Annotated in this window: 22 protein-coding genes; 14 read left to right on the top strand and 8 right to left on the bottom strand. The window is 63.7% G+C overall.

What is annotated here, in order from left to right:
- Nucleotides 1–156: 156 nt before the first annotated feature.
- The 9 genes from AC6I9R_RS12700 to AC6I9R_RS12660 all read left to right on the top strand — a co-directional run bounded on the left by AC6I9R_RS12700 (nt 157) and on the right by AC6I9R_RS12660 (nt 8563).
- On the top strand, nt 157–1401 hold the full coding sequence (locus AC6I9R_RS12700) for a sarcosine oxidase subunit beta family protein (protein WP_461425931.1): 1245 nt from the start codon (nt 157–159) through the stop codon (nt 1399–1401).
- Nucleotides 1398–1907 carry a hypothetical protein gene (locus AC6I9R_RS12695; protein ID WP_461425930.1) on the top strand — a complete coding sequence of 170 codons (510 nt, stop codon included), beginning with the start codon at nt 1398–1400 and terminating at the stop codon, nt 1905–1907. The genes AC6I9R_RS12700 and AC6I9R_RS12695 overlap by 4 nt, the downstream gene beginning before the upstream one ends.
- Nucleotides 1908–2113: 206 nt before the next feature.
- Nucleotides 2114–2350 (top strand): hypothetical protein, encoded by a 237-nt coding sequence (locus AC6I9R_RS12690; RefSeq protein WP_461425929.1) that lies wholly within the window; start codon nt 2114–2116, stop codon nt 2348–2350.
- A 54-nt stretch (nt 2351–2404) separates the two neighbouring features.
- Nucleotides 2405–3139: a glycosyltransferase family 32 protein gene (locus AC6I9R_RS12685; protein ID WP_461425928.1), complete on the top strand. Its 735-nt coding sequence runs from the start codon at nt 2405–2407 to the stop codon at nt 3137–3139.
- A gap of 3 nt (nt 3140–3142) precedes the next feature.
- A complete protein-coding gene (locus tag AC6I9R_RS12680) occupies nt 3143–3466 on the top strand; it encodes a sarcosine oxidase subunit delta (protein WP_461425927.1) in 324 nt (107 codons plus the stop codon).
- The gene (locus AC6I9R_RS12675) at nt 3463–6477 is read left to right on the top strand and encodes a sarcosine oxidase subunit alpha family protein (protein WP_461425926.1); all 3015 of its coding nucleotides are present in this window, start codon (nt 3463–3465) and stop codon (nt 6475–6477) included. Before AC6I9R_RS12680 ends, AC6I9R_RS12675 begins: the two co-directional genes overlap by 4 nt.
- Nucleotides 6470–7027 carry a sarcosine oxidase subunit gamma gene (locus tag AC6I9R_RS12670; RefSeq protein WP_461425925.1) on the top strand — a complete coding sequence of 186 codons (558 nt, stop codon included), beginning with the start codon at nt 6470–6472 and terminating at the stop codon, nt 7025–7027. The genes AC6I9R_RS12675 and AC6I9R_RS12670 overlap by 8 nt, the downstream gene beginning before the upstream one ends.
- Before the next feature lie 66 nt (nt 7028–7093).
- The gene (locus AC6I9R_RS12665; protein WP_461425924.1) at nt 7094–7873 is read left to right on the top strand and encodes a hypothetical protein; all 780 of its coding nucleotides are present in this window, start codon (nt 7094–7096) and stop codon (nt 7871–7873) included.
- 90 nt (nt 7874–7963) lie between these two features.
- Nucleotides 7964–8563 (top strand): superoxide dismutase, encoded by a 600-nt coding sequence (locus AC6I9R_RS12660; protein ID WP_461425923.1) that lies wholly within the window; start codon nt 7964–7966, stop codon nt 8561–8563.
- A gap of 92 nt (nt 8564–8655) precedes the next feature.
- On the opposite strand, the gene AC6I9R_RS12655 is transcribed toward AC6I9R_RS12660, so the two are convergent.
- Nucleotides 8656–9087: a phage tail protein gene (locus tag AC6I9R_RS12655; RefSeq protein WP_461425922.1), complete on the bottom strand. Its 432-nt coding sequence runs from the start codon at nt 9085–9087 to the stop codon at nt 8656–8658.
- A 98-nt stretch (nt 9088–9185) separates the two neighbouring features.
- Between AC6I9R_RS12655 and AC6I9R_RS12650 the strand changes: the two genes are divergently transcribed.
- Nucleotides 9186–9578 carry a DUF8453 domain-containing protein gene (locus AC6I9R_RS12650; protein WP_461425921.1) on the top strand — a complete coding sequence of 131 codons (393 nt, stop codon included), beginning with the start codon at nt 9186–9188 and terminating at the stop codon, nt 9576–9578.
- 79 nt (nt 9579–9657) lie between these two features.
- On the opposite strand, the gene AC6I9R_RS12645 is transcribed toward AC6I9R_RS12650, so the two are convergent.
- The gene (locus AC6I9R_RS12645; RefSeq protein ID WP_461425920.1) at nt 9658–10554 is read right to left on the bottom strand and encodes an endonuclease/exonuclease/phosphatase family protein; all 897 of its coding nucleotides are present in this window, start codon (nt 10552–10554) and stop codon (nt 9658–9660) included.
- The gene (locus AC6I9R_RS12640; protein WP_461425919.1) at nt 10551–11099 is read right to left on the bottom strand and encodes an LOG family protein; all 549 of its coding nucleotides are present in this window, start codon (nt 11097–11099) and stop codon (nt 10551–10553) included. The genes AC6I9R_RS12645 and AC6I9R_RS12640 overlap by 4 nt, the downstream gene beginning before the upstream one ends.
- Before the next feature lie 138 nt (nt 11100–11237).
- On the opposite strand from AC6I9R_RS12640, the gene AC6I9R_RS12635 reads away from it, so the two are divergent.
- Together AC6I9R_RS12635 and AC6I9R_RS12630 are read left to right on the top strand one after the other, a co-directional pair.
- Entirely contained in the window at nt 11238–12728 is a 1491-nt protein-coding gene (locus tag AC6I9R_RS12635) for a LysM peptidoglycan-binding domain-containing protein (protein ID WP_461425918.1), read from the top strand.
- Nucleotides 12729–12795: 67 nt separating this feature from the next.
- A complete protein-coding gene (locus AC6I9R_RS12630) occupies nt 12796–14673 on the top strand; it encodes an ABCB family ABC transporter ATP-binding protein/permease (protein ID WP_461425917.1) in 1878 nt (625 codons plus the stop codon).
- Nucleotides 14674–14728: 55 nt separating this feature from the next.
- Here AC6I9R_RS12630 and AC6I9R_RS12625 read toward each other — a convergent pair whose 3' ends face one another.
- The 3 genes from AC6I9R_RS12625 to AC6I9R_RS12615 are packed head-to-tail and all read right to left on the bottom strand — an operon-like array spanning nt 14729 to nt 20475.
- The gene (locus AC6I9R_RS12625; protein WP_461425916.1) at nt 14729–15145 is read right to left on the bottom strand and encodes a VOC family protein; all 417 of its coding nucleotides are present in this window, start codon (nt 15143–15145) and stop codon (nt 14729–14731) included.
- A gap of 42 nt (nt 15146–15187) precedes the next feature.
- Nucleotides 15188–19153, bottom strand: a complete 3966-nt coding sequence (locus AC6I9R_RS12620) for an efflux RND transporter permease subunit (RefSeq protein WP_461425915.1) — start codon at nt 19151–19153, stop codon at nt 15188–15190.
- On the bottom strand, nt 19150–20475 hold the full coding sequence (locus AC6I9R_RS12615; protein WP_461425914.1) for an efflux RND transporter periplasmic adaptor subunit: 1326 nt from the start codon (nt 20473–20475) through the stop codon (nt 19150–19152). The genes AC6I9R_RS12620 and AC6I9R_RS12615 overlap by 4 nt, the downstream gene beginning before the upstream one ends.
- 302 nt (nt 20476–20777) lie before the next feature.
- On the opposite strand from AC6I9R_RS12615, the gene AC6I9R_RS12610 reads away from it, so the two are divergent.
- The gene (locus AC6I9R_RS12610) at nt 20778–21584 is read left to right on the top strand and encodes a hypothetical protein (RefSeq protein ID WP_461425913.1); all 807 of its coding nucleotides are present in this window, start codon (nt 20778–20780) and stop codon (nt 21582–21584) included.
- Nucleotides 21585–21688: 104 nt separating this feature from the next.
- Nucleotides 21689–23032, top strand: a complete 1344-nt coding sequence (locus tag AC6I9R_RS12605; protein ID WP_461425912.1) for a PQQ-like beta-propeller repeat protein — start codon at nt 21689–21691, stop codon at nt 23030–23032.
- Between the two features lie 57 nt (nt 23033–23089).
- On the opposite strand, the gene AC6I9R_RS12600 is transcribed toward AC6I9R_RS12605, so the two are convergent.
- Together AC6I9R_RS12600 and AC6I9R_RS12595 are read right to left on the bottom strand one after the other, a co-directional pair.
- A complete protein-coding gene (locus AC6I9R_RS12600; protein ID WP_461425911.1) occupies nt 23090–23695 on the bottom strand; it encodes a YdcF family protein in 606 nt (201 codons plus the stop codon).
- A 635-nt stretch (nt 23696–24330) separates the two neighbouring features.
- The gene (locus AC6I9R_RS12595) at nt 24331–25149 is read right to left on the bottom strand and encodes an ABC transporter substrate-binding protein (RefSeq protein WP_461425910.1); all 819 of its coding nucleotides are present in this window, start codon (nt 25147–25149) and stop codon (nt 24331–24333) included.
- Between the last annotated feature and the right edge of the window lie 10 nt (nt 25150–25159).

The following is a 25159-nucleotide window of genomic DNA, read 5'->3' as shown; positions in this document are numbered from 1 at the left end:
CCAAAACGAAAGGCGCGGGGCGCGCGCAAAGCCGATTTCCCCTTGGGGCGCGACAACATGGCAGGGCGTCGCAAATTGCACTTCATAGGTCGCGGGCAGTATCCTCTTTTTCGCGCGTCCCCCCAAAAGCAAAGAGACAGGTTCGGAGCCCCATCCATGCGTAAGTATTCTGCCTTTGCCATTGCCCGAGAAGCCTTCCGTCACCACGACGGGTGGGAGCGTGCTTGGCGCTCGCCCACGCCCAAGGCCAGCTACGACGCGATCATCGTGGGGGCAGGGGGCCACGGGTTGGCTTCGGCTTATTACCTGGGCAAGAACTTTGGGATCACCAATGTCGCGGTGATCGAGAAGGGCTGGCTTGGCGGCGGCAACACCGGCCGCAACACGACGATCATCCGGTCGAATTACCTGCAGGACCCGTCGGCGGCGATCTACGAGAAGGCGCGGTCTCTGTATGAGACGCTGTCCCAGGATCTGAACTACAACATCATGTTCTCGCCCCGCGGCGTGATCATGTTGGCCCAGACCCACCACGAGGTGCGCGGCTACCTGCGCACGGCCCAGGCCAATGCGCTGCAAGGGGTGGCAACGCGGTTCATCGACAAGCATGAGGTGAAACGCCTGGTGCCGATCATGAACATCGAAGGCCCGCGCTATCCGGTCTTGGGCGGGCTCTGGCAACCTCGCGGCGGCACGGCCCGCCACGATGCGGTGGCCTGGGGCTATGCGCGGGCGTGCTCGGACATGGGGATGGACATCATCCAGCAGTGCGAAGTGACGGGCGTGCGGGTTGAGGGCGGCGCGGTTGCGGGCGTCGAGACCTCCAAGGGGTTCATCGGCTGCAAGAAGTTGGGCGGCGTGGTGGCTGGCCATTCCAGCGTCCTGGCCGAGATGGCGGGCTTCCGTCTGCCGATGGAGTCGGTTGCGCTGCAGGCGCTGGTGAGTGAGCCGATCAAGCCTTGCATGGACGTGGTCGTCATGGCCAACACGGTCCACGGCTACCTGAGCCAGTCCGACAAGGGCGAGATGGTCATCGGCGGCGGCACCGACGGCTACAACAACTACACCCAGCGCGGGTCGTTCCACCACATCGAGGAAACCGTGCGCGCGTTGATCGAGACCTTCCCGATGCTCTCACGCCTCAAGATGCTGCGCCAATGGGGCGGGATCGTGGACGTGACGGGCGACCGCTCTCCGATCCTCAGCAAGACGCCGGTGGAAGGCATGTTCATGAACTGCGGTTGGGGCACCGGCGGGTTCAAGGCTATCCCCGGCTCGGGCTGGGGCTTTGCGGAACTGATGGCCAAGGGGCACTCGCCTTTGACGGCAGAGTTCGGCATGGAGCGCTTCCGCGAGGGGCGGTTCATCGACGAAAGCGTGGCGGCAGGGGTGGCGCATTGAGCGCGAGTACTCGCATTTTGAGCCGCGAACGGCTTAGCCAATTGATTGCGTTGTATGGCCCGCGCGTCCTTTGGTACGGAAGTTGTGCAGTGCTTGGGGCAGGCGCTGCGGTCTGTTCACCAGAAGAATTCGCTAGATTGGGAGCCGCAGCAACGATTGCTGCATTGGCGATGGCTGGTTTTACGTTGTTAAAGATCCAGGCTGAACGGCGCATAATCTCTTTTTTTGGACGCCAGAGTCTGGACAATAACATAAGAGTAGTGGCGCGAACTGAGTTAGAGAACTTTGCCTCTCAAATCGGGCTACAGCTGAATTACGATCAATCGATGCCCATGCAAAGGGACGCCATGGAACATGCGCACGCAAGCAAAACGGCATTTGAGGACGTTCTGGAGAAATGGGAATTGGACCTGAGGACGTACGAGCTCTCGACGCTATTGCTCGCAACTACCATCTGGGGTTTTGGTGATTTACTTCTAAACGCTTTCCGGTCTTGGGGGCTTTAGATGTCAAAATCTGGATTTTTCGTTAACGTTCCTCGATCATCAAGTCCTGATCGAAATACGTCATCGTACAGGGACGCGGCACGTTTCAGCGCACGAAATACGCCCGATCCGGCCCTTTTTGGCGCAAAACGCCCGGTTTTGCCCCTGTCCTATGCCGCCTCCACCTGCACGCCCACACTTGGGCATGCAGAAATGGAGGACACCTCATGTCTGACTACGACCAACACAATCGCAACTTCGACTACGCCCCGCCCTCGCGCGGCGGCTCTGGGTCCGGCGCGCTTATCTTCATCGCCGGGATCATCGTGCTGTTCATTCTCGCCATGCTGTTCATGGGCGGGGGCAGCGGCACGTTGCCCGAGGAAGGGGCGGCACCTGCTGCGGTCGCGCCCTCGGACGGGGCGCCCGTCGTCGACCCAACCGCGCCTGTCATCGTGGATTAACGGCGTTAACCTTTGGGCGGGGGCAACCTCGCCCAAAGTCGCAGGCACCGCCCGATGAGCGCAGTCGCCATCCCCAAGAGCCTCGGCCATATTTGGATCGGGGACCGGCCCGCGCCCAAGCGCTGGCTGCAATCCTGGCGCGATCTGCATCCCGATTGGGCCTACACTCTTTATGACAACGCCTATCTAACCGGGCGGCGCTGGCGCAACCAGCGCCTGATCGCGCATTTCTTTCGCCAGCGCCGGTTCGAAGGCGTGGCCGACCTGATGCGCTACGAGATCCTGTTTGAGCAGGGCGGCTTCATCCCCGGATCCGATTTCGAGGCGCTGCGCAACTGTGACGAGTTGTTCAACGAGCCCTGCACCTACACCTGCTATGACACCTATCCCAAGGGCCGCTGCAAGCTGACGCCCTTCCTGGCCTCGGCCCCCGGCACCCACACGCTGGCCCTGACGCTGGACGAGATCCACACCACCTACGCCGATGCGCCCGAGACCGCGCGCCAGCCCTGGATCAGCGTCGGCAACCTGTTCCTGCGCGGTTTGGTAGAGAAATACCGCGAAGAGATCCGCGATCTGCGGATCTGGCCCGCTTACTTCGTCGTTCCCAAAAACAAGAATGCGCCGCGTTACGACGGCCCCGGCCGCATCTATGCGGAGCATCATTGGGGCACCACCCTCGACAAATACGAGGGCGCGCCCGACCCGCAGCTTTTTGACGACGTGGCCCATGTGCTCGACGCCACCGACCCCTTGCCCCTGACCGCTGACCCTTCCGAGGACCCGTAGATCATGCTTACCCTCACGTGCCCCAATTGCGGCATCTCCGCCTGCGAAACCGAGCTTGCGCCCGGGGGCGAGGCGCATCTGAAACGCTTCGGACCGGGCTCTACCGATGACCAGTTCGAGGAATATCTGTTCATGCGCCCCAACACCAAAGGCGTCCATTTTGAACGCTGGCGCCACGCGGCAGGCTGCGGCAAGTGGTTCCTGGCCGCCCGCGACACGGCCACGCTGGAGGTCTTCGGGACGTATTCCGCGCAAACGACGGAGCCGCCCGCCGAGATCATCGCCAAGATCGACGCCAAACGACCCGGCTGGAGGGCAGAGCCATGAGCCTTCGTCTTAAAAGCAAGGGTCGTCTGATCGACCGTTCGACCACCGTAAAGTTCACCTTCAACGGCAAATGGATGCGCGGCCATGCGGGCGATACGCTTGCCTCGGCGCTCTTGGCCAATGGTCAGACGCTGGTGGGCCGTTCGTTCAAGTACCACCGCCCGCGCGGCATCATGACCAGCGGTGCGGAGGAACCCAATGCGCTGGTCAACCTCGGCTCGGGCGTCACCCACGAGCCGAACCAGCGCGCCACCACGACCGAGTTGTTCGAGCGGCTGGAGGCCACGTCCCAGAACCATTGGCCCTCGCTGGAGTTCGACGTGGGCGAGGTCAACGGGCTGGTCGCCCGCTTCCTTCCTGCCGGTTTCTATTACAAAACGTTCCTCTTCCCGCGCGCCTTCTGGAAACATGTGTTTGAGCCGTTCATCCGCCAATCCGCGGGCCTCGGCAAAGCCCCGCACCCGGAAACGCGCGACCCCGAAAAATACGAGCACTTCTTCGCCCATGTCGATCTGGTGATCGCAGGCGGCGGCATCTCGGGCCTGCAAGCCGCGCTTCTCGCGGGCCGCGCGGGCCTGCGCGTGCTGCTGATGGAGCAGACCGCCCATTGGGGAGGGCGCGCGCCGGTCGACGGCGTTGAAGTGGACGGAATGCCCGCCGAGGAGTGGGTGAAGAACGCCGTGCAAGAGCTTGAAAGCATGGAGAATGTGGATCTCCGCCTTCGTGCGATGGTGGCGGGCGTCTATGACCACGGCTACGTGCTGGGGTATGAACGCCTCACCGATCACGCCCCCGATCTGGACGGCCCGCGCCACCGCCTCTGGCGCATCCGCGCGGCCCAGATCATCTCGGCCACCGGCGCATTGGAGCGGCCGCTCAGCTTCTCCGGCAACGACAAACCGGGGGTGATGCTGGCCTCCGCCGTGCGCGACTATCTGGTGAACTACGGCGTGGCGGCGGGCGAGAACATCGTCGTCGTCACCAATAACGATGACGGCTACCGCACGGCGATTGCACAGGTGGAGGCCGGGTTGTCGGTGGCCTGTGTCGTTGACGCGAGGCCTTCAGCGGAAGGCGAATTACCCAACAAAGCCCGCGCGTTGGGCATCAAAGTTAAAGTGAATACGGCGATCGCAAAGGTCAAAGGCCTGCGCAGTGTCGTCTCCGTCGCGCTCTGCGCGCAGGATGGTGACGGGCTGATCACCGAGGAAGTGCCCTGCGATGCAGTGGCCATGTCCGGCGGCTGGTCGCCCGTCGTCCACCTCTGGTCCCATTGCGGTGGCAAGCTGACCTGGGACGCCGCGAACGCCTTCTTCCGCCCTGATCCCACGCGTCCGCCCCTGAACCAGGACGGTGCAGGTTTCGTGACCTGTGTCGGCAGCGCTGACGGCGCGGTGTTGGCTGCCGAGACGCTAGAAAACACATCAACAAACACCGGCAAGGTGCTGGAAACGCTTGGAAAGACCGCAAGCCAAGGATCAACTGCGAGGAGCGCAAGCGAGGAGGGGTTGGCGCCTGTCTGGGTCATGCCCCACGGCGCAGATTACAAGAAACGCTCCAAGATGTGGCTCGATTTCCAGAACGATGTGAAGGTCTCCGACGTGCAGCTGGCAGCGCGCGAGGGCTACGAGAGCGTCGAGCACACCAAGCGCTATACGACGCTTGGCATGGCCACAGATCAAGGGAAACTCAGCAATATCAACGGCCTCGCGGTCCTAGCTGATGCATTGAATGAAGAGATCCCGCGCGTCGGCACCACCACCTTCCGCCCACCCTATACCCCCATCTCCATGGGTGCCATCGCAGGCGAAGCGAGCCGCGAGATCTTCCAGCCCCTCCGCCGTACCCCCATGCACGCCTGGCACGAGGCGAAGGGCGCCTACATGGAACCCGTCGGCGGCTGGCGCCGCCCCTACACCTACCTCCAAAACGGCGAGACCCACGCCCAGGCCGTGACGCGAGAGATCAACGCCACCCGCACGTCCCTCGGGCTGTTGGACGCCTCCACCCTCGGCAAGATCATCGTCAAAGGCCCGGACGCGGGCAAATTCCTGGACATGCTCTACACCAACATGATGAGCAGTCTGAAACCGGGCAAATGCCGCTATGGTCTGATGTGCTCCGAGAACGGCTTCCTGATGGATGACGGCGTCGTCGTCCGCCTCGATGAGGAGACGTTCCTCTGCCACACGACCTCGGGCGGCGCCGATCACGTCCATGCCCATATGGAGGATTGGCTGCAGTGCGAGTGGTGGGACTGGAAGGTCTTCACCGCCAATGTGACCGAGCAATGGGCGCAGGTCGCGGTCGTTGGCCCCAACGCCCGGAAACTGCTGGAGAAACTGGGCGCGGACTTCGACCTGTCGGCCGAAAACCTGCCCTTCATGGGCATGGCCGAGGGCAAGATCGGCAGGTTCGATGCCCGCGTCTTCCGCATCTCCTTCTCGGGCGAGTTAAGCTACGAGATCGCCGTCCCGGCCTCCCAAGGCCTCGCGTTCTGGGAGGCGCTGCACGCGGCGGGCGCGGAGTTCAACGCGACGCCCTATGGGACCGAGGCGCTGCATGTCATGCGCGCCGAAAAGGGTTTCATCATGATCGGGGATGAGACCGACGGCACGGTGATCCCCCAGGACCTCGGCCTCAACTGGGCGATCTCCAAGAAGAAAGAGGACTTCCTCGGCAAACGCGGGCAGGAGCGGCAGTATATGGTCGATCCCAATCGCTGGAAGTTGGTGGGCCTGGAGACGCAAGACAAATCCGTGCTGTCCGACGGCGCCTATGCGGTCGCTGCGGGCACCAACGCCAACGGACAGGCCAATGTCGAGGGGCGCGTGACCTCCACCTATTACTCGCCCACCATGAAGCGCGGCATCGCGATGGCGCTGGTCCTGAACGGCCCGGACCGGATGGGTGAGACGATCCAGCTCAACAAGGTGGACGGCAGCACGGTGCCGGCAAAAATCGTCAATCCTGTGTTCTTTGACCCGGAAGGAGCCAAGCAAAATGTCTAATGCTGTCAGTGTATTGCAAGGCGAAGTTTATGCGGGCCTAGTGCGTGTCGCGGAAGCGGGCCTTCACGGGATGATCACGCTGAAGGCGGATCTGGCACAGGCCGCACCTGCGGTCAAAACGGTCACGGGTCAGGATATCCCCGAGGCCCGGCGCATCGCGCGGGGTGACATCTCGGTGGCCTGGATGGCCCCGGACGAGGTGCTGATCCTCTGCGATCACGGGCGTGCCGACGCGCTGGTGTCCGAGCTGTCCGAGGCGCTCAAAGGCCAGCACCATCTGGCTGTCAACGTCTCCGACGCGCGCGCGGTGTTCCATCTGGAAGGCGCGGCGTGCAAAGACGTGCTCGGCAAGCTGACACCCGCTGACCTGGGCGCTTTGGCCTCGGGCGAAGTCCGACGGTCCCGTCTGGCGCAGGTTCCAGCCGCGCTCTGGATCGAGGGCGATACGGCCACCGTCATCTGCTTCCGCTCCGTCGCGCAATACGCGTTTGACCTGCTCAGCAATGCCGCGGCACCGGGTGGCGACGTGGGGTATTTCACCCCGCGCTAAGCGCCACAATCTGGCCGCATCCAAGCAATATCCAGACCGGGCACGCTCCATTCGTCAGAGGTCCGGATGTCCTTTACGCCCCATAGCCCCGCGCGCGCGATCGCGCTGGCCCCGACGACCGCTCAACCGCCCCGGACCCGGTTCTTCCCCCAGGGTCCCGGCCCGAGCCTGATCGTATTTGCCATGCTGATCGGGGTCGCGCCATCGCTTTTCGCGCAGGCCTTTGTCGTCTCGCGCGGGATCGATGGCGGCTACTACATGCCCGCCGAATTCATACGCGACCAGCGCCACACCTTGCTGTTCATCGGCTTGGTCGTGGGCCTTGCGGCGGCAGTGGCCTTGGGCTTCACCCTCCATAGCCTGCGCACGGCCCCCAAAGCGCGGGGCGCGCGGATCGTCATTGCCTGCGTTCTGGTCGGCACCATCGCCTGGGATTGGATGTTCTTTGCCTCGCTCCGCGGAATGGTCACGAAGGAGCTTACCTATTGGGAAGTGGAGAGGATCGCAGACATCCCCTATCCGCAAACTGAAACGGGACTTCAGGGGTTTGACTACGATGGCCAGACCTTCCGGATCCAGATCGGCGTGGCCGAAGTGCCGGAAGACGCGGTGCCGATGCAGCACTATGGGCCGCTTCTGTGCGTCCGGCTTGGCGGCTTGTTCGCAGGACCCGTGCAGACCATCGGCGTTGCGTTCAACGGGCCGGAGGGTGCGCAAAGCGTCCTTGACGTGCCAAGGGCCGATTGCCGGACCTGGTACATGTACGGGCGCAGGCCCGAGAACAGGCCGCGCGATCCGGCCAGCATTCCGCGCCTTGATGTCCGGCCGCTCGTTCTGTCCAAGTGACAGGCCCCGCGCCGCTTGCCCCTTGACGTTCCCCCCATGCGCACTCCATCTGTGGCGTAACACCACACACGCAACTAAGGGGGACCGATCATGGCCTTTGAACTTCCCGACCTTCCCTACGCCCACGACGCACTTGCCGCCCACGGCATGTCCGCCGAGACGCTGGAATTTCACCACGACCTGCACCACAACGCCTATGTCACCAACGGCAACAAGGCGATTGAAGGCACGGAGTGGGAAGGCAAATCCCTCGAAGAGATCATCACCGGCACCTACGACGCCTCCGCCGTCGCGCAGAACGGTATCTTCAACAACATCAGCCAATTGTGGAACCACAACCAGTTCTGGGAGATGATGGGCCCCGGTGTCTCGTCCATGCCGTCCGAGCTGGAAGCCGCTTTGACCGAGAGCTTCGGCTCCGTTGATGAGTTCAAGTCCCAGTTCTCCGCCGCGGGCGCGGGCCAGTTCGGGTCCGGCTGGTGCTGGCTGGTGAAGAACGCCGACGGCTCGCTCGCCGTGACCAAGACCGAGAACGGCGTGAACCCGCTCTGCTTTGGCCAAACAGCACTTCTGGGCTGCGATGTGTGGGAGCATTCCTACTACATCGATTTCCGCAACAAGCGCCCGGCCTACCTGACCAACTTCCTCGACAACCTGGTCAACTGGGAAAACGTCGCCTCGCGCATGTGAGCTGACCCCTACGACACGAAAAAGGCCTGCCCCATTCGGGCGGGCCTTTTTGTTTGCGCGGGACGCTCGTGCCTTTGACGGGACGCTGCGCGTCAGAGCACGCGGATGTCTTCGCTGACAATGACAAGCTCTTCAATTGCCACGTCATTTCCGCCACGCGCATTCAGGATTGGGCCTACGTATTTGCGCGGCCACGCGTTGTGCAACCGCCAGACGAAAACCGCCTCATCCTTTTCGTTCAGCAGGCTCAACGTGACATCGCGTCGAAAATCTTCCCCAAGTAGCACCTCCTGATACCACGAGTAGAGCTCGATTGACCCGGTAACGCCGCGTTTCAGCGTCACGTCCGAGGCATGGGACCGCCCCGGCATCTTGACGGGAAGTTTCCGCGCACTCGACCAGTATTCAATGACATCGCGTTCTAAAGAAACGCCGCTGACCTCGGAAAAATCCACCTGCTCCTGGTCGGCAATCTCCAACCTGAACAGGTAATCCACATAGGGCGTGTCTCTTTTGATCGGCATGGTCCAGCTCCTGAAACGTGTCTGGCGAGAACGGGTTAGAGGGTAAAGCTACCATAGTTTTCGTGTCAGAAGGGGGATTTTCTGCTAAGGTTTCCTCCATGAACACCCCCAAGCCGTCACCTCAGCGGACCGAAGATCCCGATGTCGTGGTTGATATCCGCTGGCGGGCGGCGGTCCTCTACCTCGTGTTGCACAACATCGCGCCCCATGCGGTCCACGACGTGCGGGTGGCCTTTCGCCCGAGGATCCTGGGGATGGGGGGGCGTGTGGACATCACCAGACTTGCGCTTTGGGACAGCCTCGCGATCATGCCGCCGGGCAAAGAGATCGAAGTCGCCGTCGACCGAGACGCCGCCTTTTTCGTGCACAATACGACGGGGGATATTGGGGTCTCCGTCTCCTATGCCCTGGGCGATGGCACGGTGATGCGCGGCTTCCAGAAGCTCGATTTTGAGGCCTACCGCGACTTCCCCGACCTGCGCCTATCGTGACAGCTGCGAGGACACCCGTATAGGGTGGAGGAGGGGCTGAGTGCAACGCACATCCAGCACCTGCTGCAAGCGGCGCGGGTTACTCCAGCACGACATCCATGAAAACCGGGTAATGATCCGACGGCCAGCCGCCGTCGAATTGCTGGCGGACCACGACGGGGTCGCGCACCGGCGTCACGCCGTCGGAGTAAGCCATATGATCAATGGCGCCGTAAAGGTGCAGACCCCGGTAGAAATGAAACGTCGGCCCCCGCACGGGGGCGAGGGCGAGACCATTGTTTTCAATCACGCGAACGGGGCGCGTGAACGCGAAAGAGTTCATGTCGCCCATGAACACAACCCGCTCTCCGGCCTCCAGCCAGGGCGCGATCCGGTGCATGACCAGCGCCGAGGAGATCCGGCGGTTGGACCAACTGGTGACGTCCAGATGCGTGTTGACGACATGCAGGACCTCGCCCCGGTGGCGGAACGTGGCCCAATTGGCAAACGTCGGGTAAGAGCCTTCGGCAAAGCCCGGGGTGGCCAGAACCTCAGGCATCTCCGAGAAGAAAAACCAGCCCTGATCGAGAAGCGTAACGCGGTCGCGGCGGTAGAGAATGGGCTGGTTCTGGGGAAACTCAGCCGCGGGACCATGGGCCGCAACACCGTAATTGGGATTGTGCTGCAGCAACCAATCGAGCGCCGGGTTAGGTCCGTTCTGGGCGCAGCAGGGGAAAAGCCCCACCTCTTGCAGCGCGAATATGTCTGCATCGATGGCGCGGAACGCGGCATTCAGGGGATGACGGCGGCGGTCCCATTCCGCCATCGACGCAATGCCCCTGCGGTTGGCGGGGCGTAGGTAGTGGACGTTCAACGTCGCCAGCCGCAGCGCATCGGGCACTGTGCCGGACGGGGGCGGGGGGCCTGCAGCAGGGCCAGGGCCCACGCACCCGACCAGCACGAAAACCGCGATCAGGCGCAGGGTCCAGCGGATCACGCGGTGTCCGCCAGTTGCGCCATCAGCGCGGGCACATCCGGGACAGTTTGCACGAAGGCCAACAGGCTGGCGTCCGCAAACCCTTGCGCCACCACATGGTCGAGCAGCCCACGCAGGGGATCCCAGTAACCATTTGTATTCAGCAGGAAAATCGGCTTTTCGTGCAGGCCCAACTGCCGCCAGGTCAGCACCTCGAAGAACTCATCCAGCGACCCCGCGCCGCCGGGCAGCACGACAACGGCATCGGCGTTCATGAACATCACCTTCTTGCGCTCGTGCATCGTCTCGGTCACGACGAAGGTGTTGAGGTCGGTCTTGCCGACCTCGCGGTCCATCAGATGGGTGGGGATCACGCCGAAGGTCTCGGCCCCGCCGATCTGGGCCGCGCGCGCCACGGCGCCCATCAGCCCAACGTCACCGGCCCCGTAGACCAGCCTGATCTGCGCCTCAGCCATGGCCTGGCCAAGGGCGGTTGCAGCCTGCTCGTATGCCGGGTCCGCCCCGGCGCGTGAGCCACAGTAAACACATAATGACAGCCGTCTCATATCAATACCTTGCGCTTCAAAATCCTTTAAGCCCTAATACTGTGCATCGGCAGGGGTCTCAAGCACGCTCGATGTGGGTCGGATCCAAGCTAGGACTGCAAGGTTTTTTGAGGGGGAAACCGTGCCAGAGGTCACGCGATGAAACTTGCGGCGATGTTCGGGTCCAGCTCGGGCGCCATTGGCGCGACCGCCGTGGGGGCCGTTGTCCTGGTCGGCGGAGCCATCGGCGTGACCGTTTTCAACGCCGATCCGGAACCGCCCGCGCCGCCCCCTGCAGCCCTGGTTGAAGAGGCACCGGTGGCAGCGGTTGAGCCTGCGCCGGATCCAAGCCCAAGCCCAAGCCCAACCCCAAGCCCCGAGCCTGAGGTCGCTCAAGGCCCGGAAGCTGCCCCTGAATTCATCGCGCCTCTTCTTGATCTTGTCCGCGTAGACCCGGGCGGCAACACGGTGATCGCCGGGCGCACCTCGCCTGATCTGCCGGTGGCCTTGCTGCTCGACGGTCTCCAGATTGCCGAGACCCGCGCCGACGCGGGCGGCGATTTCGTCGTCCTGCTCAACCTTCCCTTCTCCGACGCGCCGCGCCTTCTGAGCGTCGAGGCCCGGCCCGAGAGCGGTGCGGTTCTGGCAGGCGTCGAGACGGTGCTGGTCGCACCCCTCGCAGCGCCCGAACCCGACGTGGTCCCCGAAGCAATAGCCGCCGCTGACCCAGTTGAGACGCCAGCGGACGTGCCCGAAGCCGCCGCGCCAGAGGTCATCGTCGCGGAGGTAGATCCCGCGCCAGATGACGTGACGCCCGCAAGTGTCGTGCCCGAAGATCCCCTGCCAGATCTGGCCGCAGCCGAAGACGTCATACCGGGAGAAGCCGCGCCCGCCGAAGACATCGCCGCAATCGTAACCGTCGACATCCCGCAGCCAGAGGTGCCTGCCACAACCGCCGAAACACCGCCGCCCGCAGCCCCCGGCGCGCTCGCCGCAGGGCCCGCCGCCCTTGCGGCGCCGTCGGTCACAGCGGCCCCGGCCAGCCTGAACGCCGACACGCGGCCCGCCGCCTTGCAACCCGCCCGTGCCATGGCCCCGTCCGTGGTGATCGCCAGCCCCGAAGGCCTGCGCGTGGTGCAGGGCCCGGCGGATGAGCCTGCGGTGCAGACCTCCGTCCGCCTGGACGCAATCTCTTACGATGCCGAGGGTGCGGTGATCCTGGCCGGGCGCGGCCCGGTGGCCGCCAACATCCAGATCACCCTCAACAACCAGCCGATCCAGTTGGGCGAAGTGGGGCCGGGGGGCGATTGGTCGCTCCAATTGCCTGACGTGGACCCGGGTACCTACACGCTGGCGGTGACGGAGCTGTCAGAGGACGGCGCCCCGGTCAGCCGGGTGGAGACGCCGTTCCTGCGGGAAGACCCGGAACGGGTCGCGGAGACGCCGGTGCAAGAGGCCGCCGGCATTGACGTTATCACTGTGCAGCCCGGTTTCACGCTCTGGGGCATGGCGCGGGATACCTTCGGCGAAGGCATCCTATATGTGCAGATCTTCGAGGAAAACCGCGACCAGATCCGGGATCCGAATTGGATCTTCCCGGGCCAGATCTTCCGCATGCCCGATTTAGACAGTGTCGCGGACGGGAACTGACCCGCGCGCTCTGGTCTCTGGCCCTTTGGCATCCTAGGTAAGGGATAAGCCAAGGGACGCCCGCGATATGCCAGCCGATACTTCCACCCAGACAGATCCTACGCTCACCCCTGCCCAAGAGGCAGAGGCCGGGGCCATCGCGCAGTTGGAAGAGGAAGAACGCCGCTCGGGCTGGCGCACGATCCGCAAGGTCGCCCCCTATCTTTGGCCCGATGACAAGCCTTGGGTGAAGCAGCGCGTGGTGATTTCTCTGATCATGTTGGCGATGGCCAAAGTGATCGCGGTGGGCACGCCGTTTCTTTACCGCGAGGCGGTGAACCTTTTGGCCGGGGAGGGACTTGATCCGGCCTGGTTGCTGGGGATGGGCGCGATTGGCATCACAATCGCCTACGGTATGGCGCGAGCGCTGACCGTGGGTTTCAACCAGCTACGCGACGCGGTTTTTGCCAAAGTCGCACAGCGCGCGTTGCGGCAGTTGGCGCTGGAGACGTTTCAACACATCCACGCGCTCTCGATGCGCTACCATATTCAGCGCAAGACCGGCGGGCTGTCTCGGATTATCGAGCGGGGCGTCAAGGGCGTCGAATTCCTGTTGCGCTTCATGCTGTTCTCCATCGGGCCGCTGGTGCTGGAACTGGCGCTGACCGGCATCATCCTGGCCGTCGTCTTTGACATCAATTACCTGATCGTTCTGGCTGTCACGATTGCGCTTTATATCTGGTTCACCTTCAAGGTCACCGAATGGCGCGTGCGCATCCGCAAAGAGATGAATGACCAGGACACCGACGCCAACCAGAAGGCCATCGACAGTCTGCTGAACTTCGAGACGGTGAAGTATTTCGGCGCCGAGACCCGCGAGGCGGACCGTTACGATGCGGCGATGGAAGGCTATGAGGCGGCGGCGCTGAAGACCTCCTATTCGCTGGCATTCCTGAACTTCGGTCAGTCCCTGATCATCACCACGGGCCTTGTCGTCGTCATGGTCATGGCGGCGCTTGGGGTGCAGAACGGCACCTTGACTGTGGGCGATTTCGTCATGGTCAACGCCTATATGATCCAGATCACCATGCCGCTGAATTTCCTCGGAACGGTCTACCGCGAGATCCGCCAGGCGCTGGTCGATATGGGCGAGATGTTCAATCTGCTGGAGCAACCGCAAGAGGTGAAAGACGCCGAGGGTGCGCCTGCGTTGAAGGTGGATGGCGGCAATGTGCGGCTGGAGGGGGTGCAGTTTGGCTACGACAGCGCCCGGCCGATCCTCAAGGGCGTGGATATCGACATTCCGGCGGGGCAGACGGTGGCGGTTGTGGGCTCCAGCGGGTCGGGCAAGTCGACCATCGGGCGGCTGATGTTTCGCTTCTACGATGTGGGCGAGGGGAAGATCACCATCGACGGGCAGGACCTGCGCGATGTGACGCAGACCTCCGTCCATGCGCAGATTGGCGTGGTGCCCCAGGACACAGTGCTGTTCAACGACTCGATCTATTACAACATCGCCTATGGGCGCGATGGCGCCACGCGGGCCGAGGTGGAGCAGGCGGCCAAGGCGGCGGCGATCCATGAGTTCATTCTGTCGCTGCCGGAGGGGTATGAGACGCCCGTGGGCGAGCGGGGCTTGAAGCTGTCAGGCGGTGAAAAGCAGCGTGTGGGGATCGCGCGGACGCTGCTCAAGGACCCGCCGATCTTGGTGCTGGACGAGGCGACATCGGCCTTGGACACCGACACCGAGATGGAGATTCAGGCCGAGTTGAAAGCGATGGGAGAGGGGCGCACGGTCCTGACCATCGCGCACCGCTTGTCGACGATCGTGGACGCGGATCGGATCGTGGTGCTGGAGAAAGGCGAGGTCGTGGAAGAGGGCACGCACGACGCGCTGCTGGCACAAGAGGGGCGTTACGCGCAGCTCTGGCATCGCCAGGTTGCCGATGAGGAAGAGGCGGCCTGAGCGCCGTTTTTCGCCCTTCGGGCGACCGCCCCTCCTCGCTACGCTCCTCGCAGCGTTACCCGTCGCGGCCGGGTTCTTGTGGATTACTTGAGAACAGGGCGATCTTGTTGCCCTGCGGGTCGCGCAGGTAGCCGACGTAGAACTGCGGGCCATAGGATGCGCGGAAGCCGGGGCTGCCTTCGTCTGTGCCGCCCGCTGCCAGGGCAGCTTTGTGCAAGGCGTCGACCTGGGCTTGGCCTGGGGCCTCGAACGCGACCATTGCGCCGTTGCCAGCCGAGGCCGGTTGCCCATCGAAGGTTGGTTTGACGTAGAAGTCCGGCGGGATGACGCTTTGGTCTGGTTGGACGGGCAGGGCAAAACTCAGGCCCTCAGGTCCTTCTTTCAAACCGTAGCCCAGGGCCGGCAGGAACGCGGTGTAGAACCGCTTTGCGGCGTCCAGGTCGTCTGCGCCGACGGTGACATAGGAGATCATTTGGCGCCTTCCTTTAGGGGCCCGTGTCCGCTCCGCTGTGTCTTATTCTGCGGCGCGGAGCGGGGGCTGGGGCCCGATGTCACTGTCGAGTTCCGTATCCTCAAACGGATCGGGCGTGTCGGGCAGGTCTTCCGGGGCCGGGGGCACTGGAGGCTCTTCCGCGACGGGGGCTGGTGAGGCCGGTTCGGGCTCAGGCTCGGGCTCGGGCGCAGGGGCCTCTTCCGCCTTTGGCATCGCGACAGGCGCGATTTCCTCGACGAAGGGCTCTTCATCCCAATAGATCACCGGCTCCCGAGTGCGGCGGGCCTGACGTTGCAGGGCCCAATCCTGGCCGCGCTTGCTCATCCGGCGGGCACCCAGGCGGGCGAGGCCGCTGAAAAAGCCGCCCAGGATGGTCCAGAACCAGACCCGCAGGGCCAAGAGCGACGGCGTGAAGACCAGCGTCAGAACCGTTGCGATGCCCAAGCCGAAGACGACTGCCGTGGCCAATTGCTTCCACCACAGCGCTGTGGGGCTGTCGATGGTGTAGCCGCCCGAGCCAAAGTCGAGCGAGATGCCGTACATCATCGGCGCCAGGCCCGCCATGGTTGTGATCGTCGTCAGAAGGACGGGCCGGATGCGCGCCTCGGCGGTGCGCACGATGGCCTCCAGCTTCGGCATGAAGCGGGAGTATTCCTGGTAGGTGTCGATCAACACGATGTTGTTGTTCACCACGATCCCCGCAAGCGCCACGATGCCGGTGCCAGTCATGATGATGGAGAAGGTCTGATCCATCACCAGCATGCCGATCAGCACGCCGGTCGTGGACAGAACCACCGCCAACAGAACCAGCACGGAGTTGTAGATCGAGTTGAACTGCGCCAGCAGGATGATGAACATGAGGCCCAGGGCGGCGGCGAACGCGCTCATCAGGAATTGGCCGGATTCCTCCTGTTCTTCCTGATCGCCCCCCCATTCCCACGAGACCGAGGCGGGCAGGGGCGTTTCCGTCTCCAGCCACTCGGTGATGCGCTCGATCCGCTCGGAGGGTGTCATTGGCGTGGTGCGCAGCTCCGCTTCGCCCGCCATGATATCACCTGCCAAAGCGTCGAGGCTTTGTGCGCCGTCGTAATCGGGCACGTTGTGATAAGCCACGGTCTCGGCGCCGCCGAAAAGCGCCGCGAGGCCCGCGGGGGGCGTGCGGATGATCAGATTGGCCTCGGCGCCTGCGTCGATCTCTTCCTGGGTGACACGGGTGCCATAGCCGAGTGAGATGACGTCATCTTCCAGCGGCTCCCCTTCAACGGACAGGGGGACAACCTCGTAGATCGTGACGTCGTCGACGACATCGGCCTTGACCTCGAAGATGCGGCTTTGATCGCGGCGGGCAATCTCGGCCAACTGCGGGGTCGGCGCGTAGCTGACGAAGTTCGACAGCGGCACGAGGCCGTCATTGGTCCGCACGCGCAGGCTGTCAAGGGTGGAGAGCACCCGAGCTTCCTCGGGGAAGCGCACGCGAATGTCGATTTCCTCGTCCGAGGTGGGCACCCGCATCGTGTCGAGCAGAATGCCCCGTGTGACCAACTGCACCATAGCGCCAACGGTCGAGACATCGGCCCCGAAGCGACCGGCTGCCTCGACGTCCACGTCGATCTCCCAGTCGATGCCGGGCAGGGGCAGGGTGTCTTCGATCAGGATCAGACCGTCGAGGTCTTCATAAAAGCCGCGCACCATGCGCGTTGCTTCCTGCAGTTCTTCCCAATTGTTGCCCGCAAGGCGCAGGGACACGGGCTTGGCGTCGCCAGGCCCGCCGCTGGCGGCCAGGATCTCGGTCCGGATGCCCGGGATGACCGACAGGCGCGCCTGCAATTGATCCAGGATGCTTTGACCGGCGGGGCGCGTGCCCCAGGGTTCCAGGTCGATCTGCACCTGGCCGATGGTATCGGCGGGCACCGCCGCGCCCCCGGTGTTGCTGTCGAGCCCGCTGGCGCCCGCGAATGCAAAGGCATCGCGCACGCCGTCCTGGGTCAGCACGATTTCTTCGACCTGACGGACCAGCACGTCCTGCTCGTCCAGCGAAAGGTTGCCGCGCGCGCGCACGTAGACGATGGCGCTTTCAGGCTCGGTCGAGACGAAGAATTCGACGCCGTTGTTGTTCTCTCCAAAGTACGAGAACACGCTGGCGACAAAGATGCCCACGGTGATGATGGAGACCACCGGCATCACCGGGTTGCCGGTCAACCCATGGATGATCCAGCCAAACCAGCTGCGACGGTAGCCCGATTTCACCTTCTTGGCGCGTGTTTGGATTTGCACAGAGGCGAGCAGGATCGACATCGCGAAACACAAGGCCACGAAGATCGCACCACTAATACCGGTCTGCGCGAGGGGCGAGATGCTTTCGGGCAGCGGGAAGAGGACGCCGGGGCGCACGACCTGAAGCGCGCTCAGGAACATCAGGTAGCCCGCGCCGATGGTGGCGGCCAACCGCACGAGGTACCACGGGACGAGGCCTTTGAGGGTACCCGCCGCCTCATCGATCAGGCGGCTCGCGCGGGCGGCCACACCGCCCAGAACCGGCAGGTAGATCAGCGCCACGATCAGCGATGCGGAGAGCACGAAGATCAGCGTGACGGGCAACATGCCCATGAACTCGCCGGGCACACCGGGCCAGAACAACATCGGCAGGAAGGCGCAGAGCGTCGTCGCGGTGGAGGACACAATGGGCCAGAACATCCGCTTGGCCGCCTGGGTGTAGGCCTGCATGGGCCGCGCGCCCTCTTTCAGGCGGCGGTCGGCGTATTCCACGACAACGATGGCGCCATCCACCAGCATCCCCACCGCCAGGATCAGGCCGAACATCACGATGTTCGAAATCGTGATCCCCATGATCCCCAGAAGGATGAAGCACAAAAGGAACGACGTCGGGATGGCAAAGCCCACCAATAGCGCAGAGCGCGTGCCTAGGGCGGCCAGCACCACGATCATCACCAGGGCGATGGCTGTCAGCACCGAGCCTTCCAGCTGCCGCACCATGCTGTCCACTTCGACCGACCGGTCAAGCGACGTTTCCACATGCACGGAAGCACGCAGGTCTTCGGGCCAATCGGCCTGGACGGCGTCAACCGTCATGCGCACCTCTTCGACCATGTCGATGATGTTGAAGCCGAGGCGTTTGATCACCTGAAGCGCCACCGTCGTCTCGCCATTGAAGCGCGCGGTTCCGGCGCGGTCCTGGTAGGTCAGGCGGATGTCGGCCAGATCGCCCAGGGTCACGACGCGGTCGCCGTTCACGGTGATGGCAAGGTCGTAGACGTCTTGCGCGTCGTTGAAGCTTGACGGGATGGTCACGGAAATCGCGCCATTCTCGCTGGTCACTTCACCTGCCGCGATCAACTGGTTGTTGCCTTGCACCGCGTTGATCAGGTCCGAGGCGGTGACGTCGTAGGCTTCCAGCGCGAGGGGATCGAGGATCACCTCCAGCATCTCGTCGCGCGAGCCTGCGATGCCCGCGCTCAGCACGGGGGCCAGAGTCTCCAGCTCGGTCTGCATCTCGTCGGCAAGGCGCAAAAGCGTGCGCTCGGGCGCGTCGCCGGACATCGCGACCACGATGATCGGGAACTCCGAGAAGTTGATCTCGTCGATCTGGTAGTTCTCCGCGCCTGCCGGAAACTGCGCTTCCGCGCGGCCCATGGCGTCGCGGACATCCGCGATCGTGCCGGACTTGTCCCAGCCGAACTCGAACTCGATAAAGATGCCGGCAAAGCCTTCGGCGGCGGTCGAGTTGATCGACAGCATCCCGTCAAGGTCCTGGAATTCGGCCTCCATGGGCTGGACCAGCAGGCGTTCACTATCGACGGCGGAAATGCCGGGGAAGGGGACCGAGACGAAAAGGCCGGGGATATCGATGTCCGGCTCGCCTTCCTTGGGCAGGCCGATGTAGGCTGCGGTGCCGACCGTCAGGGACAGCAGCACGAAGGCAATGACCATGCGGGCGCGGTCTGCGGCCCAGTCGATGAGGCCCGTCATTGGGTCAACTCCTCAAGCGTTGTCGCCACCTCGATGCCTGCGGTGACGAACTCCTGGCCCACCACGATCACATCGGCGTTTTCGGGCAGCCCTGCCAGAAGCACCCCGCGCGGCGTGTCGCGGATCAGTTGCACTTCGATGAACTGGACCACGCCGTCCTCCACGACGCGAACCCCCAGAAGCCCGTCGTCGTTCAACGTCAGCGACGAGGAGGGCAGCAAATGCGCGGGCGTGCCTTCGGTCTGGATCAGGATATCAGCGGTTTGACCGTCGCGGATCGCGAGAGCCGAGTTCGGGACCGTGATTTCAACCCGGAACGTACGGGTCCGCTCATCCGCGGAGCGCGACAGGAACGTCACCTCGCCCTGGACCTGCTGGCCAGAGGCCAGCTGCGCACCTGCCGTGGCACCAACGCGAACACGGTCGACCTGGGCTTCGGGCACGAAACCCACCAGCTTGATCGGGTCAAGCTGGATGATCGTGGCACAGACAGCGCCGGGCTGCATGAGAGAGCCCAATTCGGCGGTGTCCGTCTCCAACAGGCCCGAGAACGGTGCATGAATCGTCAACTGGGTGATGGCTTCTTCCGCGCGGGTCACCGCCGCTTCTGCGGCGCGCACGCCCGCAAGCGCGGATTGCACCCCGGCTTCCGCCGCCTGAACGCCCGCCTGCGCGCCCTGAACGGCGGCCATGGCGCTTTCCACGCCCGCTTCGGCGCCTGCGACGCTGGCGGCAGCCGATGCCGCGCGGGTGTCTGAGCCAAAACCGCTTTCGGCCAGGCGCGAGGCCGCGTTGCCGTCAATTTCTGCAGCCGTAAGCTGCGCCTCGGCCTGGGCCAGAAGGGCCCGCGCCTCGGGCAGGCGCGCGGCGGCTTCGGGCACTCGCGCCTCGGCCTCCGGCACCCGGGCCTGGGCTTCGGCAAGCCGCGCCTGCGCTTCTTCCAAGGCTGTCTGGGATGTGCCTGGATCAATTTCGCACATCACCTGGCCTTCTTCTACGAAAGCACCGGCGCGGATGGGGGTGGAGATGATGCGCCCGGACGTTTCGGAAGCGACATCGACGAGGCGCAAGGCCTCGGTCCGGCCCCGCAGCAGGACGGCGTTTTCCGTCACCAGTGCCTCGGACCGGCGCACGACGACGTTGATCAACCCGTCCGCGGCCTCGGGCGCGACATCCTCATCGCTTTCCGCAAGCTCGGTCGGGGTGTTATTCGGCTCGGGGACATAGCGCTCGGCGAACTCAACCAGCGTATCGCGGTCGAGAATGGCAAAATAGAGGACCACGCAGACAAGCGCTGCGGTCAGCAGTGGAAACAACTTCATCCCTAAACCTCTCATGGTTCGATTCGCATCCGGGACACGGCATCGAACCAACTTCATGCACGCATCAGTTCGTTTACGGTGAACTGACCAGTTCAGATTACTTTTTATGGTATTGAGGTACAAGGGTGAACTGAACGGTTCAGAATAGCCCATTTCGGCACCAACTCGCCGCCTGGCACGCGGGCCTGGGACGCCTTGTGCAATGCAGGCCCGCGGGCGGCGTTAACCGGCCCTTGCCCCCATGGGTCAAGGCGGGGTAAGCCCCTACGCAACAGAGCAAGATCCGGGGTGGGGCGGCGTCCATGGCCAATACCGACAGTTTTATCGATGAAGTCAGCGAAGAGGTCCGCCGCGACCGTCTTTATGCGCTGATGCGCCGGTGGGGATGGATCCCCATCCTGATCGTTGTCGGCATCGTCGGCGGCGCAGCTTATTTCGAATGGCAAAGCGCCCAGGCGCGGTCCCAGGCCGAAGCCTTTGGGGACGCGCTTCTGACGGCCCTTGACGGCGAAGATACCGAGGCGCGCATCGCGGCGTTGGAGGCCGTGGAGGTGCCCTCTGCCGAGGCGGGCATCATCCTGGCGCTTCTGACCGCTGGAGAGGCCGCAAATGGCGAGGACCGGGCCGATGCCGCTGCGCGCCTGCGCGCCGCTGCCCAAGCGCCGGAACTGCCGCGCCGCTACATTGACCTTGCCCTTCTGAAGGCCGAAATGCTCGACCCCGCGCCCGAGGCCGAGGCGCGCGCCACCCTGGAAGCCCTGGCCGCCCCAGGCGCACCCTATTCGGCGCTGGCCGAAGAGCAATTGGCCCTGATGGAGGTGCGTGCAGGCGATTTGGACGCCGGACTTGACCGCTTGCGCGCGATCGAGCGCAGCGCGGTTGCAACGGCAGGCTTGCAACAACGCGCGGCGCAGTTGATTGTGGCGCTGGAAAGTGGTGCAGTCTTGGTGGACGCGCCGGTTGAAGAGGCCCCGACGGCAGAGGAAACGCCTGCCGAGGAGGCGCCGGCCGATGACGCGCCCGCAGAGGAGGCACCAACCGAGGAAGCGCCCGCCGAAAACGGCGCCGCGCCCGAGGGCGAAACCGAGGCGGAGGCCGAGGAAAACTAGGACCCGCGCGCACCCGCGCCCGAGGTCCACATGACGAGCAACGCGAGGACCGGTTCGGGCATCAGCCCGCATCCCATGGTCCCGAAACGAGTGGTGGACGTGGCATGAGCCTTGTAGACACGAATTTCCCTTCCCGCAGGCATCTGACGGCAGGCGTGGCACTGGCCGCGACGCTCTTCCTTGTGGGGTGTGACCGGGAAACGATCCTGCCGGGAGAGCGCTTGTCCGTTGATGCCGTCCTGAACGGGGGCACGGGTGTTGAAGTCACCGCAGATGCGCCGCGTGCGATCAGCCTGCCCAATCCGGTGCGCCTCAGCTCCTGGGACCAGCGCGGGTATAACGCGCTCAACCGGACGCCCCATGCAGCGCTCGGCACCGCGCTCACGCAGGTCTGGACCGCGCAGATCGGCCAGGGCAACACGCGCCGTCACCGCATTTCCGCCGATCCCGTCGCCGCTGATGGGCGTGTCTTCACGCTCGACAGCCGGGCAGGCGTCGTGGCGACCTCGCTGACATCGGGCGAGGCCCTGTGGACCGCCGACCTGCAGCCGGGCTTTGACCGGGGCGGCAATGTCTCGGGCGGCGGCCTGGCGGTCTCGGGCGGGCGCCTTTATGTGACGACCGGGTTTGGTGAGTTGATTGCCATGGACGCGGCCACCGGCGGCATCGCCTGGCGTCAGCGCTTGGATGCGGGCATCGGCGCGCCGACCGTCGCCGGCGGCACCATCTATGTCGTCAGCCGCAACAATCAGGGGTGGGCGATTGACGTCGACACCGGCCGCCTGGAATGGAACGTGCCCGGGACTGAATCCCCCGCGCTTCTGGCTGGCGGCGCTGCGCCCGCCATCACCGACCGTCTTGTCATCATGCCGTTTGGCTCTGGCGAGATCGGCGGCGTCCTGCGCCGCTCCAGCGCGTTCCTGTGGAACACCTCCGTCGCGGCCGGGCGCAACGGCGTGGCCTATGCCAACGTCAATGATGTCACCAGTGATCCTGTGATCGTGGGCAACCGCATCTATGCCGGGAACCAGTCGGGCCGCGTTGTGGCATTCGATGCCGCCCGGGGCGGGCAGATCTGGCAAGCCAATGAAGGGGCCTATTCGCCGGTCCTCCATACCGGAGGTGATTTGTTCTTCGTCTCTGACCGCAATGAGCTGATCCGCCTGGACGCGGGCAGCGGCGCGCGGATCTGGGGCACGGAACTGCCGCTTTACGTCAATGACCGCGAGCGTCGCCGCCGCGCGGTCTTCACCCATTACGGCCCGATCCTTGCGGGCGGACGCCTGGTCATGGCTTCGGGCGATGGCAATATCCGGTTCTTCAGCCCCGAATCCGGCGCGCTGGTGGGCTCGGTCGCGATGCGCCAGGGCGCTGCCGCCCATCCCATCGTGGTCGGCGATACCCTTCTGGTCGTGACCGAGGACGGACGTCTGACCGCGTTCCGCTGACGCGCTTGGCACCGTAGCGTAGGCGTTTCACCCAAGCGCGTGGCACGCTCACCTATTTCAGATCAATAGCGCCTCGCGCGTATTGTCTGGCAGCCAGGGCGTCGCCCACCACAGCACTACACGGGCAAAGTTGAACCAGACGGCGGCCGCTTCACGCGCCATGGACTTGAGGCGCAGGTGCCTGGAGGTCGAGGCGGCAAGGGCAATGTTCTCAAACCCCATCACCCGAAACGCCACAAAAGCGCGCGGCAAATGGTAGGCGTCGCTGACCACGATGACCCGCGCGTCTGGCGGCACGATCCGCGAGGTGAAGAGCGCGTTCTGTAGGGTAGAGCGGCTGTCGCTTTCCACCACCATCGCCTCCCGCGGCACGCCCTGCGCGGCGGCATAATCCGCCATCAGGGGTGCGGCTCCACTGCCCGTGAAAACGATTCTGGGGGCGGCTCCAGCCTCGAACAACGCCATGCATTGTAACGTCCGGTAGCCGCTGCTGCGAAACAGAACCCCGTCCTCTGACCCGCCGCCCAGGCAGACGATGGCCTCGGCCTCCGCCGACGCGCTGTCGCTTGGCCAATAGACGTGGACAGCGGCCACCACGGCCATGGTCGCCACATAAACCATCAGACAGAAGCCAAGGACCCGACCGAACTGCCTTACGTTCATCCGGTCCTCACTCCCACTCGATTATCAATTGAGTGCGTAAGATGTTGAAACTGCTGTGCAAAAATGAATTCCTTGTGAATATGCCGTCATAGAGACCTTCAAGCTCCCGGCGTCTCGAAATTGCAGGTATCTTTACCTGTTCTTTGAATTCTTTAGCTTCTGTATCCATCGACAAACGAACGACCTTACCAACTCACAGCGTTAGAGATGCTGAAGATCTTTCCCGGCGCGATCACGGGAGCGATGTCTCCGTCTCTGATTGTAGCGCGTACCGGAAAGTACACCTCGTTAAAAGGACCCATACCTTGGTGTATAATTAGGCGAGGAACGCACAGGTATTGAGCGTGACAGTGAAACTCAGCAATCCTTGGGCATGGGTGTCCCGGATTGCGGCTCTGAAGCTGCGCAAAAGGCACAGAAGAAGGGTCATGGTGCGCCAAGCCATGACCATGCCCTGAAAAATCTGATGGGAACGGCGAGATTGTCCTCATCAGTTGGTCTGAGGACTATTCACGCCTCAATGAGTGCGAGAGCCGTTTCGGGGAAGCAACACTTCGGGACAAAAATTTCGTGGCTCAGGTCCAGTATGAGCTGTGCCACCACCGCCCCAAATGACTGTCCGCAGGCGCGGCTAATTACTCAACGCCATAAATCTCCGCGATGTCACCCAGCATCAAGCGCGCCGCAAGAATGCCGCCTGCCGTGTTCCAAACCGCGTCGCTGACGGGATGAACGCGTCCCGCTTCCACCGCGCTGAGGCCCTGCCAAAGAGGGTCGGCCAGAGCGGCTGCGGCGGCTGTGTTTCCTTCGCCGTTGCCATTGTCGTAGGTGAAGTGGAAGATCCGGTCGCCGTCCATGTCGGGGATGCTTTCGCGGCCCACACGCAGGGCGAAGTCTTCGACGTCCTGGTTTTCCGGCCGTGCGAAGCCAAGATCGCTCAGGATCACGCCAGAGAAGCTATCGAGCTGGTAGATGCGGATTTGTGAGGCGAGGAAACGGATGATGGAGACTTCCTCAGTAAGGTGATCGCCCAAAGCCGCTGACAACTCTGCGACCTCGGCGTCGTACTCGGCCAGCACGGTGGCGCCCTCATCGGCCATACCAACGGCTTCGGCATAAAGCTCGTAGTTCACCCGCCAATCGCCGCGCAGACGCTCGGACAGGACCGTTGGAGCGATGGCGTCCAGCTGCGTGTAGACCTCTTCATGGCGCTGCATGTTGCCGATGATCAGGTCCGGCTCCAGCGCCGCGACAAGCTCCAGATTGATGCCGCTTTCCCGGCCGACGGGCTCCACCCCCTCCATCAGGGGCGTGATGTGATCATACCACGGATCGCCGAGCCAGCTGTTCGCCGCGCCCACGGGGGTGATGCCCAAAGACAACAGCGCTTCCGTGCCCTCATTGGTCAGGATCACGATGCGCTGGGGCGCGTCGGGCACCTCTGTCTCGCCCATCGCGTGGATG

The sequence above is a fragment of the Gymnodinialimonas sp. genome (assembly GCF_059726805.1).
Note: the sequence above shows the minus strand (reverse complement) of the source record. Positions and strands in the feature narration are given on the sequence as shown.

Coding starts and splice junctions, on each gene's coding strand:
- AC6I9R_RS12700 (WP_461425931.1), top strand. CDS start 157: ATGCGTAAGTATTCTGCCTTTGCCATTGCCCGAGAAGCCTTCCGTCAC.
- AC6I9R_RS12690 (WP_461425929.1), top strand. CDS start 2,114: ATGTCTGACTACGACCAACACAATCGCAACTTCGACTACGCCCCGCCC.
- AC6I9R_RS12685 (WP_461425928.1), top strand. CDS start 2,405: ATGAGCGCAGTCGCCATCCCCAAGAGCCTCGGCCATATTTGGATCGGG.
- AC6I9R_RS12680 (WP_461425927.1), top strand. CDS start 3,143: ATGCTTACCCTCACGTGCCCCAATTGCGGCATCTCCGCCTGCGAAACC.
- AC6I9R_RS12675 (WP_461425926.1), top strand. CDS start 3,463: ATGAGCCTTCGTCTTAAAAGCAAGGGTCGTCTGATCGACCGTTCGACC.
- AC6I9R_RS12670 (WP_461425925.1), top strand. CDS start 6,470: ATGTCTAATGCTGTCAGTGTATTGCAAGGCGAAGTTTATGCGGGCCTA.
- AC6I9R_RS12665 (WP_461425924.1), top strand. CDS start 7,094: ATGTCCTTTACGCCCCATAGCCCCGCGCGCGCGATCGCGCTGGCCCCG.
- AC6I9R_RS12660 (WP_461425923.1), top strand. CDS start 7,964: ATGGCCTTTGAACTTCCCGACCTTCCCTACGCCCACGACGCACTTGCC.
- AC6I9R_RS12655 (WP_461425922.1), bottom strand. CDS start 9,087: ATGCCGATCAAAAGAGACACGCCCTATGTGGATTACCTGTTCAGGTTG.
- AC6I9R_RS12650 (WP_461425921.1), top strand. CDS start 9,186: ATGAACACCCCCAAGCCGTCACCTCAGCGGACCGAAGATCCCGATGTC.
- AC6I9R_RS12640 (WP_461425919.1), bottom strand. CDS start 11,099: ATGAGACGGCTGTCATTATGTGTTTACTGTGGCTCACGCGCCGGGGCG.
- AC6I9R_RS12635 (WP_461425918.1), top strand. CDS start 11,238: ATGAAACTTGCGGCGATGTTCGGGTCCAGCTCGGGCGCCATTGGCGCG.
- AC6I9R_RS12630 (WP_461425917.1), top strand. CDS start 12,796: ATGCCAGCCGATACTTCCACCCAGACAGATCCTACGCTCACCCCTGCC.
- AC6I9R_RS12625 (WP_461425916.1), bottom strand. CDS start 15,145: ATGATCTCCTATGTCACCGTCGGCGCAGACGACCTGGACGCCGCAAAG.
- AC6I9R_RS12620 (WP_461425915.1), bottom strand. CDS start 19,153: ATGACGGGCCTCATCGACTGGGCCGCAGACCGCGCCCGCATGGTCATT.
- AC6I9R_RS12615 (WP_461425914.1), bottom strand. CDS start 20,475: ATGAAGTTGTTTCCACTGCTGACCGCAGCGCTTGTCTGCGTGGTCCTC.
- AC6I9R_RS12610 (WP_461425913.1), top strand. CDS start 20,778: ATGGCCAATACCGACAGTTTTATCGATGAAGTCAGCGAAGAGGTCCGC.
- AC6I9R_RS12605 (WP_461425912.1), top strand. CDS start 21,689: ATGAGCCTTGTAGACACGAATTTCCCTTCCCGCAGGCATCTGACGGCA.
- AC6I9R_RS12600 (WP_461425911.1), bottom strand. CDS start 23,695: ATGAACGTAAGGCAGTTCGGTCGGGTCCTTGGCTTCTGTCTGATGGTT.
- AC6I9R_RS12595 (WP_461425910.1), bottom strand. CDS start 25,149: ATGGGCGAGACAGAGGTGCCCGACGCGCCCCAGCGCATCGTGATCCTG.